General features: G+C 61.4%; 10 protein-coding genes and 1 pseudogene. 9 read left to right on the top strand and 2 right to left on the bottom strand.

The features are described from left to right. Positions 1 to 61: 61 nt before the first annotated feature. From HL653_RS11645 to HL653_RS11625, 5 genes are all read left to right on the top strand, one after another. On the top strand, positions 62 to 2,917 hold the full coding sequence (locus HL653_RS11645) for a TonB-dependent receptor (protein ID WP_171744663.1): 2,856 nt from the start codon (positions 62 to 64) through the stop codon (positions 2,915 to 2,917). Further along, on the top strand, positions 2,917 to 4,956 hold the full coding sequence (locus HL653_RS11640; protein ID WP_171744662.1) for a TonB-dependent receptor: 2,040 nt from the start codon (positions 2,917 to 2,919) through the stop codon (positions 4,954 to 4,956). Before HL653_RS11645 ends, HL653_RS11640 begins: the two co-directional genes overlap by 1 nt. Before the next feature lie 217 nt (positions 4,957 to 5,173). Then, positions 5,174 to 6,172 (top strand): SMP-30/gluconolactonase/LRE family protein, encoded by a 999-nt coding sequence (locus HL653_RS11635; RefSeq protein ID WP_171744661.1) that lies wholly within the window; start codon positions 5,174 to 5,176, stop codon positions 6,170 to 6,172. A 193-nt stretch (positions 6,173 to 6,365) separates the two neighbouring features. Further along, complete coding sequence (locus tag HL653_RS11630; RefSeq protein WP_171744660.1) at positions 6,366 to 8,636, top strand: TonB-dependent receptor; 2,271 nt, start codon at positions 6,366 to 6,368, stop codon at positions 8,634 to 8,636. Further along, positions 8,636 to 9,232, top strand: a complete 597-nt coding sequence (locus HL653_RS11625) for a cytochrome c (protein WP_171744659.1) — start codon at positions 8,636 to 8,638, stop codon at positions 9,230 to 9,232. The genes HL653_RS11630 and HL653_RS11625 overlap by 1 nt, the downstream gene beginning before the upstream one ends. A 286-nt stretch (positions 9,233 to 9,518) precedes the next feature. On the opposite strand, the gene HL653_RS11620 is transcribed toward HL653_RS11625, so the two are convergent. Together HL653_RS11620 and HL653_RS11615 are read right to left on the bottom strand one after the other, a co-directional pair. Next, complete coding sequence (locus HL653_RS11620) at positions 9,519 to 11,156, bottom strand: carboxylesterase/lipase family protein (protein ID WP_253718051.1); 1,638 nt, start codon at positions 11,154 to 11,156, stop codon at positions 9,519 to 9,521. A gap of 352 nt (positions 11,157 to 11,508) precedes the next feature. Next, positions 11,509 to 13,740 carry a TonB-dependent receptor gene (locus tag HL653_RS11615; protein ID WP_171744657.1) on the bottom strand — a complete coding sequence of 744 codons (2,232 nt, stop codon included), beginning with the start codon at positions 13,738 to 13,740 and terminating at the stop codon, positions 11,509 to 11,511. 166 nt (positions 13,741 to 13,906) lie between these two features. Here HL653_RS11615 and HL653_RS24255 point away from each other — a divergent pair, with 166 nt between their 5' ends. From HL653_RS24255 to HL653_RS11600, 4 genes and pseudogenes are all read left to right on the top strand, one after another. Continuing rightward, positions 13,907 to 14,290 carry a hypothetical protein gene (locus HL653_RS24255; protein WP_253718227.1) on the top strand — a complete coding sequence of 128 codons (384 nt, stop codon included), beginning with the start codon at positions 13,907 to 13,909 and terminating at the stop codon, positions 14,288 to 14,290. Next, on the top strand, positions 14,188 to 14,967 hold the full coding sequence (locus tag HL653_RS11610) for a tannase/feruloyl esterase family alpha/beta hydrolase (protein WP_253718048.1): 780 nt from the start codon (positions 14,188 to 14,190) through the stop codon (positions 14,965 to 14,967). The genes HL653_RS24255 and HL653_RS11610 overlap by 103 nt, the downstream gene beginning before the upstream one ends. Positions 14,968 to 15,027: 60 nt before the next feature. Beyond that, complete coding sequence (locus tag HL653_RS11605) at positions 15,028 to 15,609, top strand: tannase/feruloyl esterase family alpha/beta hydrolase (RefSeq protein WP_171744655.1); 582 nt, start codon at positions 15,028 to 15,030, stop codon at positions 15,607 to 15,609. Between the two features lie 575 nt (positions 15,610 to 16,184). Further along, positions 16,185 to 16,367, top strand: a pseudogene (locus tag HL653_RS11600) (transposase); the annotation flags it as partial. Positions 16,368 to 16,376 lie beyond the last annotated feature (9 nt).

Below are 16,376 nucleotides of genomic sequence, written 5' to 3'. Positions count from 1 at the left end.
CCGCGATCCACCAGACGATCGGGCAGGCGCAGGCGGGGGCTTCATCGAAAGGGGACCAATCATGTCTGTCAACACGAACGCGCGCGCCTCCCGGCTGAGTGCCGCCAAGCAAAGTCTCCATGCCGGCGTCGCGCTGTCGATGGGCCTGCTGGCCGCGCCCTTGCACTCCCAGACCGCCGACGGCGCCGCAGGCAGCGACCTGCAGACGGAGAATGTGCGGCTTCGGCGGGAATTGGACGAGCTACGGCGGCAGCTTGCCTCCGCTCAGGGTGCGCATCCGGCAGCGGCACATCCGCCCGTCGCGGCTCCGGAGAACTTAAACAATGCCGCAGCGGATGCGCCCGCTCCCGCGACAGGCGTCGCCAACGCCGATGAGGATGAAGTCAAGGTCGTCGGCCGCATCGTCGGCGCCGCGCTGCGCGACCTCAAGGACAATCCCAAGCCCGTCTCGGTCGTCACGCAGGCCGAACTGAAGATCTTCGATCAGGTCACATTGCCGGATGTTCTGAGCCGCCTCGGCAACGTCCGCTTCAATGACGGCAATCCGCGCACCGGCAGCTTCTCGATGCGCGGCCTCACCGCCGGCGCCGGCACCGACACGATCGATCCCTCGATCGGCCTGACCGTGGACGGTGTGCCATATGCCTACCTCGCGATGGCGGTCGGCACCGATCTGGTCGATATCGAGCAGGTCAACGTCACACGCGGACCGCAGGGCACGACCGGCGCGCGCCACACGAGCGTTGGCCAGATCAATGTGACCACGCGTCGACCGAGCTTCACGCCCGATGCCAGCGCGTCGCTCACGTTAGGCTCCAACAATGCGTTACGTGCCGAAGTCGAGGGTGGCGGCCCGATCATCGACGGCAAGCTCGCCTTCCGCATCACGGCGACCCGCGACCAGCGCGATGGCGATTACTGGAATAAATATCCCGACCTGCGCGGGCTGCAGAGCCACGGCAATATCGACCGCACATATGGCCGCGTGCAGCTGCTCTTCACGCCCACCGAAGATTTCCGTGTGCGCGTGCTGTACGATCACCAGCCGAACGGCGACGAATATGTGAACGGCCTGGCCTTCAACAAGCCGACGCCCGATTTCTACGCGAATGGCGCGCCAGTCGACAAAACCAACGATGTGATCGCCAAATTGAGCCGTCGGTGGTTCACGCAGCAGAGCGCCTATACCGCCAACGATTATTACAAATATCCGGTCTATCTGGATTCCAACCGTGCCATCACGACGGGAGGCAAAGGCGGTCTCGTCGATGCATCATGGGACATCGGCGATCAGACCCTGTCGGTTCTGTCGTCGGCGCGGAAGCATTATTTCCTCGCCGCCAATGACGATGGCACCCCGTTCGACATCAGCAGGAACGGCGGCTTCATCAGCACATATTGGCAGTTCACCAACGAGGCGAAGCTGACGGGCGAGCTGGGCGACGGGCTGGTGAACTACACCGCCGGCCTGTTCTACCTGAAGGCACATACGAACTCGCTCAATCGCAGTCGCCAGGGCAACGATTCCGGCGCCTACAACGCCAACGTGGCGGAATATGCCGCGCTCGACGCGAATAGCTCCGGCCGCGAACTGCTGACCAATTCGCTCGCGCGGGTCTATCGAGGAGACCAGAGCTACGTTCGGAGCGAAAGCAAATCTGCCTTCGCGCAGGCCGACTGGCACCTGACGCATACGCTGACGCTCACCACCGGCGGGCGCATCTCCCGCGAGGCGCGCAGGCTGAGCGAGAGCATCTCGATCCTCGACAATGGATATGGCTCGTCTCTCAATCCCGTGAACGTCGGTGCGGTACAGCTCGGCGGCTTCAACAGCACGGCTTTCACCGCCGCCAATGCGGGTACGCTGGTCGCCGGCCAGAGTGCGGCCCAGCTTTCGCTGGCCGATGCCGTGGCCCAGCAATATTTCAACGTCGCGGCGACCGGCACGCCCGGAGGCGCCTATAACAGCCTGACAGCAGCCCAGCGTCGCCAGGTCGCGGCGGCGAAGGCCATCCGCCTGCGGACCTTCAGCACCCTGTTCAGCGAAACCGCGGCCAAGCCCTGGATTGGGAATATCTACACCGGCCAGTTAAGCGTGCGGAACGATTTCTCACAAAATCTCACAAGCTATGCGACGGTCCAATATGGCGAAAAGCCGGGCATCGCGCAGTTCAACGGGCTCGTTCCGGGGACCAGCGGCGCGCCGCGCAATCTACCCGCGAAAAAAGAGCGGACGATCTCCTATGAGGTCGGCGTACGAACCAACTGGCTTGGCGGCGACCTCGTGCTCAACGCCAATGTATTCCGGTCCTACATCAAGGATTTCCAGCAGACCGTTTATTTCCTCGACGATCTCCTGACCGCGCTGAACAACGATGGGACGCTGTATTATTCGAGCGGTGTCGGCAATGTCGGAAAGGTGCGGACGCAAGGACTGGAGACGGACCTCGTCTATAGCGGGCTGCGCTACACGACGTTCCGTTTCTCCGGAGCCTATACGGACGCGAAATATCTGGACTTCGCATTTTCCGGCCAGCCTTCGGAAAATGCGAACCTGACCCAGCGTTTCCGCGACGTGAGCGGGTTTACCCTGCCCAATGCGCCAAAGCTGCAGTTCAACGTGACAGGCGATTATAGGCGGCCGATCTTCGAGAACTATCTGTTCCACACCAGCGCTGGCTACACGTACACCAGCCGGGAGAATGGCGACACCGCCCTCTCAGCTTATGGCTTCCGCAAACCTTATGGCATCGCCGATGCTTCGATCGGCTTCGGCCGTCGGGACGGGCTGTTTGACGTCAATCTGGTCGTTCGCAACCTCTTCGACGAGGACCGCGGCGATCCGGGCTGGAACACCTACACCGTCTATCAGCGCCGCCGGTGGATCGGCGCCGTCGTGAGTAGCAAGTTCAGATAATGCGGATCAGGCATATCGGGTCGCTTGCCTTGCTGCTTCATTGGACCACCTCGGCCGCGATCGCGGCCGAGGCACCGGCCGCATCCATCGGTTCCGATGATGCGGGAGATCCCAACGCGTCGGATATCCTGATATTCGGCCGCGGCGAGGCCAAGATCGGCGTCGCGGCGGCCGCCAGCGAAGGAACCGTTGCCGGGTCCGACCTGCTCGTGCGGCCGCTGCTGCGCGTAGCCGAATTGCTGGAGGCCGTTCCCGGTCTTGTCGCCGCCCAGCATTCCGGCAGCGGCAAGGCCAACCAGTATTTCCTGCGCGGCTTCAATCTCGATCACGGCAGCGATTTCACAACCTATATCGATGGCGTGCAGATGAATCTGCGGAGCCACGGCCACGGCCAGGGCTATCTCGATCTGAACGGGCTCATCCCCGAAATCGTCGCGCGGGAGGATTTCCGCAAAGGCCCGTACCGGGCGGACGGCGGCGATTTCGCACTGGCCGGAGCCGCCTATATGACGACGATCGATGCCTTCGACCGGCCCTGGGTGTCCGCCGAAGGCGGCTCCTATGGCTACCGGCGCCTCGCGGGAGGCGCCACGATCGTGGACTCCGCAGGCGGGGCGCTGACGTTCGTCGGGCAGGCGAAACGCTATGACGGCCCCTGGCAGGAACCAGAGCAGCTTCGCCATTATGCCGGCTTCGTCAAATATAGCCGGCCGGCCGGATCCGGGCGCATCGAGGCCTCCCTACAGGCCTATCGTGCAACCTGGCACCCGACCGAGCAGATTCCCGAGCGCATCATCGGCTCGCCTGTCTGCGAAAATGTCTTCTGCTCGCCCGATCCCACCGCCCACGGCGAGACCACGCGACTGGTCGGCAATGTCGCCGTCCGCCAGTCGGGCTGGCACGCAAACCTTTACGGTCAATATTATGATTGGGCGATGTACTCCAACCCCACATACGCGAACCCGGACGGAACGAGCGCGCAGATCCGCCAATATGATCGCCGCTGGATCACCGGTGGCCGGGGCGAAAAGACTCTCGACATTGCCCCGAGCCTGACCGCCCAGATCGGAGTCGAGGGCCGATACGATCATATCGGTGACGTCGGGGTTTCGCACACCAGCGACCGCACCTTCGTGGCATCGCTTGGCCGTTACCATGTCGGAGAAGCATCGACCGCCGCTTACGCCGATGCGACCTGGAGGCCATTGGCAGGATTGCGCGTCACGGGCGGTCTACGCGCCGACGCCTATCATTACTCGGTTCGGGCACGGGACGCAGCGGCGGCGGCCCTCGGAGAGGGCAGCGGGCATGACCGGATCGTCTCGCCCAAGGCCTCGCTCGCTTATGTCGTGACGCCCGCACTCGAGCTCTACGGCAATTGGGGGCGCGGCTTTCACTCGAACGATGTGCGTGGCGCCGCCAATGTCGATACGCCCGTCCCAGTTCTCGTCCGCGGTACGGGACAGGAACTGGGCGCGCGTTGGCAGCGGTCGAAACTGACGTTGACCGCCACATATTGGTGGTTGAACGTCGGCAGCGAATTGCGCTTCGTCGGCGATTCCAATGCCGTCGAGCCATCGGGTGCGAGCCGACGCCATGGCTACGAACTCGTCGCCTTCTGGCGCCCCTTGTCGTGGCTCGCGCTGGACGGAAATTATACCGCCAACCATGCCCGCTTCGACAATGGCGACCGCATCCCGAATGCTTTCGAGAATGCGGCATCGGCCGGAGCCTCGATCGTCTGGAACCGTTGGGAGGCAAGCGTCCGCCTTCGCCATCTCGGTCCTTATCCGCTGCTGGAGGATAACAGCCTTCGCGACAAAGGCAGTACCGTCGTCAATTTGCGCGCGGCCTGGAAGGTGAAGCGCCTGGAACTCTACGGAGAGTTGCTCAACGTATTCAACAGTCGCGACAAGGATATCGCTTATTACTACGAATCCTATGTTCCCGCCTTCGACACCCACGGTCCCGTCGAGGGGCGTCTGAGCCGCGTGATGGAGCCTCGCTCCGTTCGCGCCGGAGCCCGGTGGAATCTTTAGGCTGGATCGATGCTCATCAGGTGCAAGGATAGAAGCCACTTGCGCATGATGGCGCTAGATCCTGCTCGATCAGGGGCCGCCTTATTTCCGGGCCTCCCGTGGATCGGACAACATCAGTGCAGTCTCATAACATCGCTGCATAACATATAGCGAAACCATATTTCGGATATCGCTCGATCAGTCCTAGCCGACCTATGATCAAATAGGGGCCAGTTGAATGACGAGATTTCTGATAGGCGTTACTGGCGCTGGCTCTATTCTCTTGGGCGCCGCCGGCGGGCCGCTTACAGGAGTAGCCGCAGCGCAGGGTTATGCGGCGCAGGGCGACGCCCGCAGCGGCAAGGCACTGGTCGCGCCGGCGATCGCGGGGGTTACGAAGGCCGATACCCGCATCGAGGTGATACGCGAAGGCTTCAACGGTACCGAAGGCCCCGTCGCACTCGACGACGGATCGATCCTGTTCACCGAGAACCGCGCGGACAAGATCGTCCGGATCGCGCCCGATGGCACGATCTCCACCTATGCCGATCATGTCGGCGGCGCGAACGCGCTGGCGGTAGGTGCAAAAGGTGATCTCTATGCCGCGCAGACCCAGCCTTCGGCCATCGCCATACTGAAGCCAACGGCGAAAATTATCGCGAAGGATTATAAGGGAAAGGCCTTCAACCGGCCCAACGATCTCGTTCTCGCCCACACCGGAAACGTCTATTTCACGGACCCAGGCGCGGCGCCGCAGCCGGGCTCGCCTCCGGCTGCTACCGCCGTCTATCGCGTGAATCCTCGCGGGCGTGTGACCTTGATCGCGGACGATATCGCGCGCCCCAATGGCATCGCGCTGAGCCCCGACGAGCGGACCTTGTACGTCGCGAACACAGCCGGCGATCGGCTCCTGGCCTTTACGGTCCGGGCAGACGGCAGCGCTGCCGATCGACGCGACTTCGCGCAACTGCAATTGCCGCCAGAGCCCGCTGGCAGCACGGCGAGCGGCGCGGACGGAATCGTCGTCGACGCCGATGGACGCGTCTATGTCGCCACCCGCATCGGCGTACAGATCTTCGCGGCCGATGGACGGAAACTGGGTGTCATCGCACTGCCGAACGCGCCTCAGAATCTCGCATTCGGAGGGGGAGATCGGTCTCGCCTTTTCGTCGTGGGTCGCGGCGCCGTCTATCGAATCGCCACGCTCGCCAAGGGTATCGCCCGGCCGGGCAAGTGACGTCGGCACAGTCTATTTTATTTGGGGAGTTTTGATGCGGCATCACATCGCCGGCCGACGCGCGTCGTCACGTTTTCGCTCACACGCTTTGGCCGCTTGCGCCGGCAGCGCGTTCCTGGTCGCGCCACCAGCCTTCGCTGCGCCAGCTGATGCCGATGCGGCTACCGAGGCCGAGGGCGCAGACGACATCCTGGTGACAGCACGCAACCGGCAGGAAAGCGCCCAGAGCGTACCGATTCCGATCTCGGTGATCGGTGGTGACCGTTTGTCCCGCGAGGTGGTTCTGACGATCGCCGATCTTACGCAGCGCGCGCCCGGCCTGACCGCGACGACGCCGAACGCGCGTCGCTCCGGTATCTCGATCCGCGGCATCGGGAAGACGAGCGGCAACGACAATATGGAGGCGGCCGTCGGCGTGATCGTCGATGACGTCTTCCTCGGCCATGTCGGCATGACCTATCAGGACTTCACCGATCTGGCGCAGGTGGAAGTGTTGCGCGGGCCGCAAGGTACACTGCTGGGCAAGAACACCACGTTGGGCGTCATCAAATATACGAGCAAGGTCCCGACCTTCACCCCTGAAGGGCTGGTGGAAGGCGAAGCGGGCCTGTCGCCAGGGGCCACCAAGGTGCGCGCATCCTATTCCAACGCGCTCATCCCAGATAAACTGGCTTTCCGCGTCTCGGCCTTCCTCGACAAGCAGACCGGCGACATCCTGAACGTCAATTCGGACGGAGGGCACTGGCACGAGCGCAATCGCTGGGGCGGAAGGCTGCAACTGCTGCTCAATGCGAGCGACACGTTGACGCTGAAGCTGAATGCCGATGCCGCGAAGACCGACGAGAACAGCAACACCAAGCCGTTTATGGTCGATCCCACGACGCTGAACGACGGTTCGGTACGCACGACCACCTACACTACACGGCTGAGCCGGGACTATTTCGGCGGCTACGTTCCGATCATCGGATCCTGGAGCAAGATCGATCTGGATATGGCCCGTCCGGTGGTCACGGAGAATTCCGGCGTCTCTTTGATCGCCAACTGGACGCCCGGTGCGGTCGAACTCACCTCGATCAGCGCGGTGCGCTGGTTTTCCTTCGACGCCAAGAATGACAGCGAGCAGACCCGCTTCGCCATCGCGCGCAGCGGCACCCTGGTCGATACTAAGCAATATTCGCAGGAATTCCGGCTCGCGGGCAAGGTTATCCCTACGCTCGATTATCAGGTCGGCCTGTATCTGTTCAAAATCGACACGAAGACCACCGGCCGCAGCACCTATGGCGCCGATGCCGGAGCCTTTTACGCCACCGACGCACAATATCGCACGCTGAACACGACCGCCGGCCGCACCTTCCTGCGGGCCGCACTAGGCGATGTGTTCCAGACCAATTATCAGGATCCGGTCTCGGATAGCCAAGCCGTCTTCGGGCAGGTCAACTGGGCCGCCACCGATCGCCTGAGTGTCACAGCGGGCTTGCGCTATACGCGCGAGCAGAAGACCAACAGCATCACCCGTACGACAACCCTGCTCAGCGGAGCACCGCTAATCTCTACCGGCAACGCCACGGCGGATGCGATCCGCGCCGCCCAGGTCGGCACCGATTATGCGAGGATCGACGGCGACAAGATCAAGAATGATGCAGTAGCGTGGCTTATCAATCCCAGCTTCAAGCTGACCGATGCGATCCTTCTCTATGCATCCGCCAGTTCGGGCGAAAAATCGGGCGCGGTGGCGTTTGAAAATAACGGCACCAAACGTAACGTGCTGCCGGAGAAAGCGACCGACTACGAATTGGGCATCAAGGCGAGCCTGCTCGATCGGCGCCTGACGCTGAACGTCAATCTCTATCATACCAAGGTCCGCGACTATCAGAACGTGACCAGCGAGGTCGATCCGACCTCGTCGACCGGCTACAGTTCCCGTCTCGGCAACATTCCCGGAATCAAGGCGCGCGGCGTCGAGTTCGACGCGGCCTTCACCGTCGATCGCGCTCTGACGATCACCGCCGGCGGCGCCTACAACAAGGCGACCTACAGCGACTGGTCCACGGCAACCTGCCCCCGTTCCTATCCCAGTTCCATTCCGATCTGCGACAATACCGGCCGCCAGATCGTGGGAGCGCCGAAGTGGACGGGCATTCTAGGCTTCAATTATGTTCGCGAGGTCGCCGGGTCGGGCGCGTCACTGCACCTGTTCGGCAACAGCAGCTGGCGGTCGCGCCACAATCTCGAGCAGCTTCTGTCAGACTATGGTTGGCAGAAAGCCTATACTCTCACCGATCTGGGTATTGGCGTGATCGGCGAAGTGGCCGGCCTGAAAACCGAACTGAGCCTCGTCGCGAAGAACGTGTTCGACACGAAATATACGACCAGCGTCAACGATTTCAGCAACACGGCGCCGGTTGGCTACGATGGCATCGGCGCCCGCCGCTATGTCGCTGCGATCCTGCGGACACGTTTCTGATGCGCCAGCTCGCTCGATCCGCCCGAAACCTTCTCGGGCTCACCGCCGGTCTATGCTCGATCGCAGGGCTTGCCGCATGTCATCGAAGCGCCCCTGTAAGTGAGGGACCCAAGCCTCACGCGAGCATCCGCGACATCATGCTGTACGAAATAGATCCTGCTGCCGATTTCGTATGGGAATCGGTAAGTACGGACGTCACGTCCGAGGGCGTAAAGGAGCATCAGCCTCACACCACCGCCGAGTGGCAAACGGTACAGAGCCAGGCGCTGAGACTGGCCGAAGCGCCGAACCTGCTCGTCGTGCCTGGCCGTCGGGTCGCCCATGGGGGCCAGTCTCTCGATGACGTGGATGCGCCCGGAAATTTGACCGCCGAACAGATCGAGCAAAAAATCGTGGCAGATCCCGCGCTGTTCGCGCGGCTCGCGGCCGACCTCCAGACGGCCGCACTGAAAGCCGTCGATGCAGCAAAGGCACATAACTCCGCCCGTCTTTCGGATGCCGGCGCAGCGATCGATGCGGCGTGCGAGTCCTGTCACCGGACATACTGGTATCCGGGAGAGGCGGATTATCTCCGAGCCCACGGCGTAACGCGCTGAGTGCTGAAATCGGGCAAGTGCGATTTCGTTTCGGACCGACGCTTCTACTCGGGCAGGCGAGCTTTGCGGTCGATATGCATACCGGACAGCGCTTCCCGTGAGGGCTCGGCAATTATGCGAGGCGCGAAGACGAAAGGTAGCAGGCGCTTTCCCTGAACATTCATGCGAGGGACTGATTTCCGGCCCTGTCCTGGCGAAATCGTCACTGGATTACCCACTCTTGATCATGGCGCTGGCACTGTCAATCACCGCGCCGGCGCGTCGCTGCAGACTAGTCCCGGCCGGCTTATCGGATCGATCCCGCGTCCTTTTCGCCTTCCCAGAAGATCCGCTCGTGTCTCTCGGGATCCGAGGCGAGTGTACAATCGGCGTCGATCAGCATCGTCTCGCGCCGTGCGGTAGTATAGGGCTTCCACTCGGGTTGCCCTTTGATCGATGGACACCCGGTTCGCGCGAAGGCCGCCCACATCGCGCTCATGTTAGCCGCCGTTTTCTGCTTGGCTGCACTGGCATCGCTGAACGGCCCGGGGGGGAGACTCACGCCGGGCGGTGGCAAGACATTATTGAACTTGGTGTTAATATCCGATGCGTGCGGTGAGCCGACCAGATAGTCCGTACCGGGTACCTTCGCCGGCGACTGGTAATCGAGAATGTAGGAAAAAACGGGCGCGCGCGCCTGCTCGGCCTTTTGTTCAGCAATGCGCACGGCATAAGCGCGCCACGGCGTTGCTGTGCTGATCGCCATATACAGTTGCGAAGGCGAAGCTTTCGGTCGCGAGGCCTTGAATGTTCGGATCCACGCATCCCCGCGATCACCCAGCGTTATCGCCAGGCGCTGACGAAGATCCTCCTCGGTCATCGAGAACGCCGATTTGTCGCCGAGATTGAAAAACACCGCCTCGTCCTTGCACCCCCCAACTATCAGCGGCTTTGCCGCCGAAACCGTCGGTGCATGCATCTTGAAAGGCGATTCCGGCAGAACAATCCCGTCCACGATCGGCCAAAACATCTGGTCGCGATTATTCCTTTGAGCACCGCCCGCTCGCGCACCTGGGACCGTGGCATCGGCATTCCCGGTCTGGAAGCGCAACAACTGTTCGGCCGGCACTTCGAGAAGCGTGCGTGGATCGCTTAGACCGAGCGCGCGCATCGCTGCGCGAGCAACCTCCGTCGCCTGGTCGGGGCTACGATCGCCCGGGCCGACGGGGCTCTCGATCGAGGCCTTGTGAAAGAAGGGCGCAGCCGCTGGCATCGTGTACAGTGAGGCAGTCTTGCCACCGCCGCCGCTTTCGCCAAAGATCATAACGTTGTCGGGATCGCCGCCAAAGCCGGCAATGTTCTGGTTGACCCAAGACAGAGCCGCGACGAGGTCAAGCAGCCCTTGGTTGCCCTGATATTCGGGGCCCAGAAGCTCACCCAGATATAGATATCCGAATGCGCCTAGACGGTGGTTTGATTCGACAACGACGACATCGTACAAGCGCGCGAGATTAGCGCCATTCTGCATAGGACTGTTGCCAGATCCCACCGTGAACCCGCCGCCATGGCTGTAGAACATGACTGGGCGTTTTGCCCCATCGGTCGCAGGCGTCCAGACATTCAGGAACAGGCAGTCCTCTGATGCTGCTGGCGCACCTGGGAATCCCCCGGCTTGGATTGACGGTGGCCCGTAGATCGTAGCGTCGCGGATCCCTGTCCAGGCGACTGGCGGGGGCGGAGCTTTGAAACGACGCTCAGGGCTGGAGACGCTGCCACCATACGGCACGCCGCGAAACACGCACACTCCCTTTTCGCGCGTGCCGCGCAATTGCCCCTGAACGGTTGCCGCCACCGCTTCACCTTCCGCTGCAAGCGCGCGCGGCGCCATAGTGGACCAGCCGAGTGCGGCGCCACCGCCAAGGATTGCTCTTCGAGACCAATTCATCTCCACCCCTCTTTCCCCGGGCGTTTGACAACGCCCAACATTGTCGATCGACCTGAAAACCGAAGCCGACCGTTGAACAGCTAGGATCTGCGCACTCGTCCGTCCCATAATTCTAGGATCCGCTTATTCATGACGAATTTAGATAGTGCCGTCAGATCATCGAAGCCGATTATTCTGATGCCGCTTGGAATGACGATGCGACGTGCAGGCTCCCAACCTTCTCATCATACTCTTGGCACCCCAATCGTTTGCGTAACTCCGGTCATCCCGATCTTCGACCAATCTTGCCCGCGGCACGTGATCGAAAGGGAGCACCTCCGCGCCTGCGCCGAGCTGGCGCGGAGATCCCGGGCTAGAATGTCACATTCGCTCGAACGCCGTATTGACGTGGTGCCCCGTAGAATTCGTTGTTGCCGGTCTGGCCTGACACATATTTCCTGTTGGTCAGGTTGGTTGCAAACCCCTCGATTTGCCAATCCCCCCGACGATAGGAGAGCATGGCGGACAGAAGGCCGCGCGACTTCAGAAGATCGAAGGTGGGAGAATAGAATAGGCCGGCATATTGTTGACCAACGAACGCGTAATTCACCCGCGGCGTGAGCGTACCGTCTCTGTCGAGATGAAATCCATATTGCACACCGGCACTGTAGGTCCATTTGGGCGACAGCAGGTTCGATCGTCCGCCCGCCGTGGCCGTGAATGGACCATAGTCGAAGCAACTCGGCGGATTTGACGGAGTACCGACCGCACATTGCGGCCCCAGGTTGCCGGCTGGCAACAGGCGGGGATTGACGGTGCTGAATGCAGGCAGCTTGCTGTCGATATAAGATAGGGACGCGTCAGCACTGAAACCCCCGAATTTCGCTTGAACCTGCGCTTCAATGCCCCTGATCGTGGCACTGGGCAGGTTGGTCACGCCGTTCTGCCCACTCGTCACGTCTATCACACCGAACTGGAATCCGCGATAATCGTTATAGAAGGCGTCAAGCTGCGTACGCAGGTGACCGGCCGCAAGCGTAGACTTCCAACCAATCTCGTAATTCCATACCGTTTCCGGCTTAAACTTCGATGTCGCAGAGTTGTATCCTCCGGGTTTGTACCCGCGCGCGGCGAAGCTATAGATCAGGTTATTTGGATCTACCTTGTAATTCAGTGCGAACTTACCGGTTACACGACCGTCGCTGTTTCCTGCTGCAAGATCCGCGACTTGGATGCCGCCGGCCGGAAAACCCGGAACACCGACGCCAATGCGGACCGCACCGGCTCCGTTCGCTTCAAAATGCGAGTATCGGAGCCCGAACTGCGCCTCAAGTTTGTCGGTCAGCTTGTAATTGGTCTGCGCGAATACGCCAGTGGTATATTTGTACTGCTGCTGCATGACGTTGAGGCCGACGCCAGCGGGATCTGTCTGCGAGAGACGAACGTTGATCCGGTTGCGCTGGTAATAGCCACCGAGGATCCAATCGAAGCGACCATCGGTCGGCGAGATCAGATTGACCTCTCCGCTGAGCTGGCGCTCGCGGACATACTGGTCCGTCGCAATGGAAGCGAGTTCGGTCGCGTCATTATCGTACAGCAAATCGACGTGCTTATCCTGGTAGCCGACGATGCCACGTAGCGTTATCCCACTGTCGAAATTATACTTCAATTCCGCGCTATGGATCTGCGCGTATTCGTGGCCGCGCATCGGCGCATTATAGTCGAGCGTACGAATGCCGCCCGTTCGCCCCGCAGCATAAAGCGTGCCTGCAACCGGACGGTAGGCAAAGCCGCCCGTGTCATGATCCAGGATCTCGGTCTTCAGCAGGACTTGGAAATTACCCGGCTTCCATAAGACCAGCACCCGACCGGACTTCTCGTCCAGCCGGCCCGGATGGGTATCGCCAGGACCGAGGTCATGATAGAAGCTGTCATTGCGGCGATAGATGCCAGCTACGCGCACCGCCAACGTCTTGGTGACCGGAAGATTGAGCGCGCCCTGGATGCCGACCGCATTGTAATTACCATATTGCGCTTCGGCGTAGCCTCCGATCCGGTCAAGCTTGGGGGTCTGCGAATTGATGAAGATCGCGCCACCGGTGGAATTCGAGCCCACCAGCGTGCCTTGAGGACCACGCAGAACTTCGACGCTGGCGATATCGTAGAACACGCCCGTCGCGACAATCGGCGGCTGGAACAGCCCATCCGCATATGTCGCCACGCCGTTTGCAACCGACGGCGAGCCCGAGGCGAGGCCGATGCCACGGATATTTGCCGACTGAACCAGGCCGCCGTCTGTGACGCTGAGTGATGGCGCCGCGAACTGCAGATCGGACAAGCGCGTCACCGCCTTCTCGGTCAAAGCGCGTTCGGATAGCGCTGTCGCAGAGATGGCAACATTTTGGAGATTTTCCGATCGCCGCTGTGCCGTGACCACGATCTCTGCGAGACCATCATTGGCGGTATTCGTGCCGGACACTGCACTGGGTTGGTGCTGCATCAACTGGCCTTGCTCGGGAACGCTCGGATGCCCCACCTGTGCGAAGGCCGGAACTGAGATCAGGCACAGCGGCGCACACGATCCCAACAAGTAACAGACTTTCATTCGCCCCTCCTGCGGCTCTCGCCGGTTATCCGACCGCGACCATGCTCTACGTCGGCACTGATATCGCTGTCAGAAATGGTTATATCTCATATCGACTATGTTACATAACTGTTTTTCGCTAAGAGCGTTAGCGAGTGGCATGAAAGCCACATTGTGGAGGCGCGAGATGGGCAACATCTTCTGTCATCGGACGTCAATAATGCTTGCGGTGTCGGGTATCAGGCTTGCGGCGGCCCTCGCTCCGGCCGCCGCCAAACAGACGGCTGTTGCGGATTCCCCGGATCGCTGCAACTCTGCCCTGCCTGTTCGTCTCGTCCAGACGGGCGTTCGTATCGAGCGCGCCCTACACGTGCTTGCAAGCACCGGCGCCCCTGCGCCGATCCCGCCTCACTGCGAAGTTTTCGGCATCTTGGGAGAACATGGGGAAACGATGGCCAAGAATATGCAATCCATTTCCACCTGCGACTGCCCGATCATTGGAATGGGCGCTTTCTGTTTCAGGGGGGCGGTGGCACCAACGGCGAGATTGGCAGCGCTCTCGGCCCTGTAGGTCCCAGACAGACGCCCGCCGTGCTGCGCGGCTATGCTGTTGTGAGCCAGGACTCCGGACACGATAATCGCACGAACAACGATCCGGCGCGCGGTGGGCCCACCGCTTTCGGTTTCGACCCGCAAGCGCGCGCCGATTATGGCCATGCATCGCTTGCGCCTGTGACCCGCGCGGCCAAGGCGATCATCACTACTTATTATCGGACGCCGCCCGCTTTCTCCTACTTTTTCGGCTGCTCCAAAGGTGGCGAGGAGGGCATGGTTCTTGCGCAGCAGCACCCGAACCTGTTCAACGGGATCGTAGCTGCCGCACCGGGATTTGCCCTGCCGAAAGCCGCGCTTGCGCAGGTTTGGGACGTCCAAACGCTGGCCGGCTCAACCCCGAATCGGCCGGTCACGCTCGCGTCTTTAGCCGGCGCCTTCTCCGATAGTGATCTGGCGCTCGCGGGGCACACCGTTCTCGCGGTCTGCGATCAGGAGGACGGACTAACCGACGGGATCGTGGCCGCTGTCGGGCAATGCGCGAACAGCAAGGTGCAAAGCGCGCTCGCCCGCATTGCCTGCACCGGTGAGAAGGCGCAGGCCTGCCTCTCGCTACCGCAACTCACCGCGATCACCTTGGTGATGGCGGGCGCACGCACGCTAGCGGGAGTCCCGATTTACGCCAGTTGGCCGTAGGATCCCGATATCGCCGCACCTGGCTGGCGCCTGTGGAAGTTAGGCAGCGCTGATGGAAAGGTGCCCGCGCTCAACGTCGTGCTCGGCGGCGCATCACTCTCTTCCGTATTGAGCGTCCCTCCCCTCGCCGTCCCGGCAGATCCGCACGCTCTTCTGGCTTGGGAGTTGAGTTACGATTTTAGCACCGATGCCGATCGCATTTATGCAACGGACGGCACCTTTGCGCGATCCGCGTGGCAAGACGTCTCGGCACAGGCCCCGGACATCGCCGCATTCCGGGCACATGGCGGCAAACTGATTGTTCCACATGGCGTTGCCGATCCCGTTTTCTCCATAAACGATACGATAGACTGGTATCGTAAGGTCGACGGTCGATCTCATGGCGCTGCGGCGAGCTTCGTGCGGGTTTTTCCGGTGCCAGGAATGAACCATTGCGGTGGTGGTCCCGCTACTGATCAATATGATGCGCTCGGCGCGGTTGTCGATTGGGTCGAGAAAAAGCGCGCGCCTGATATGATCACCGCCATTGCTGGCCCCGCAACCCCTTGGCCCGGGCGCACCCGCCCGCTGTGCCCTTTTCTAAAGAGCGCTCATTATGTTGGAGGTAACAAGGAGACTGCCAGCGCGTTCGAGTGCCGCTGAAGCTAAGGTGCCGTCATAGCCAGAGGCGCCCCCGACGCCATACTCGCGCAACGGGGCCGGATCGTCTCGTCCTCCGTGCCAATCGCAAAGCGCAAGATCTGCGCCTCTGTGTCTGAGGCCGAGACAATCCTCGGCCCACCCCGACATCCTTTTGCCTCCTGATCGTGGGTGGGAACCAGACCGATCGTCTAGGAATTTGCAAAGCGGAATATCGAGAATGAGCCCAGACGAACAAGGCGGCGAGAAGTCGCCGCGATACACCACAGTTGCGATCGCGCTTCGCTGGGCCATAGCTTTCGATCGGCGTCCAAATTTCCCCCCTATAGGCATGCAAAAGGGACCCCTCTGCAGGCGAATGGCGGTTGTCGCGGTAGTCCATAGGAGGGGCCCACGACCGGCGCCGCCCGTCACCAATGCCAACATCCCGATCTTGCCGCTTGGCCACCGCCAAGCGCACGTACCTAGACCACCGGGATGGGGGGGCCCTTTTCCACGCCGATCACCCCGCTGACGGGGTCCTTTTTCCACGCTGATCCACACCGAAGAGCAACCGGCACTGGAAGCAGTGCTTCAGCAAGCGACTCTACAGCGAGCGCAATCTTGTTGAGCGCTTCTTCTCCAAGCTGAAGCACTTCCGCCGCGTCGCCACCCGCTATGACAAACTGGGCTGCAACTTCCTCGCCATGATCCAGATCGCCTCGATGCGGCTGTGGTTGCGGGCCTATGAGTCTACGGCTTCGCCTAACCTCATCGATTAGGGGCCGGTT

Origin of the sequence: Sphingomonas sp. AP4-R1 (genome assembly GCF_013113735.1) — a bacterium.
Taxonomy (GTDB): Bacteria; Pseudomonadota; Alphaproteobacteria; order Sphingomonadales; family Sphingomonadaceae; genus Sphingomonas_I.
Note: the sequence above shows the minus strand (reverse complement) of the source record. Positions and strands in the feature narration are given on the sequence as shown.

Coding starts and splice junctions, on each gene's coding strand:
- HL653_RS24255 (WP_253718227.1), top strand. CDS start 13,907: ATGGGCAACATCTTCTGTCATCGGACGTCAATAATGCTTGCGGTGTCG.
- HL653_RS11625 (WP_171744659.1), top strand. CDS start 8,636: ATGCGCCAGCTCGCTCGATCCGCCCGAAACCTTCTCGGGCTCACCGCC.
- HL653_RS11645 (WP_171744663.1), top strand. CDS start 62: ATGTCTGTCAACACGAACGCGCGCGCCTCCCGGCTGAGTGCCGCCAAG.
- HL653_RS11640 (WP_171744662.1), top strand. CDS start 2,917: ATGCGGATCAGGCATATCGGGTCGCTTGCCTTGCTGCTTCATTGGACC.
- HL653_RS11635 (WP_171744661.1), top strand. CDS start 5,174: ATGACGAGATTTCTGATAGGCGTTACTGGCGCTGGCTCTATTCTCTTG.
- HL653_RS11620 (WP_253718051.1), bottom strand. CDS start 11,156: ATGAATTGGTCTCGAAGAGCAATCCTTGGCGGTGGCGCCGCACTCGGC.
- HL653_RS11615 (WP_171744657.1), bottom strand. CDS start 13,740: ATGAAAGTCTGTTACTTGTTGGGATCGTGTGCGCCGCTGTGCCTGATC.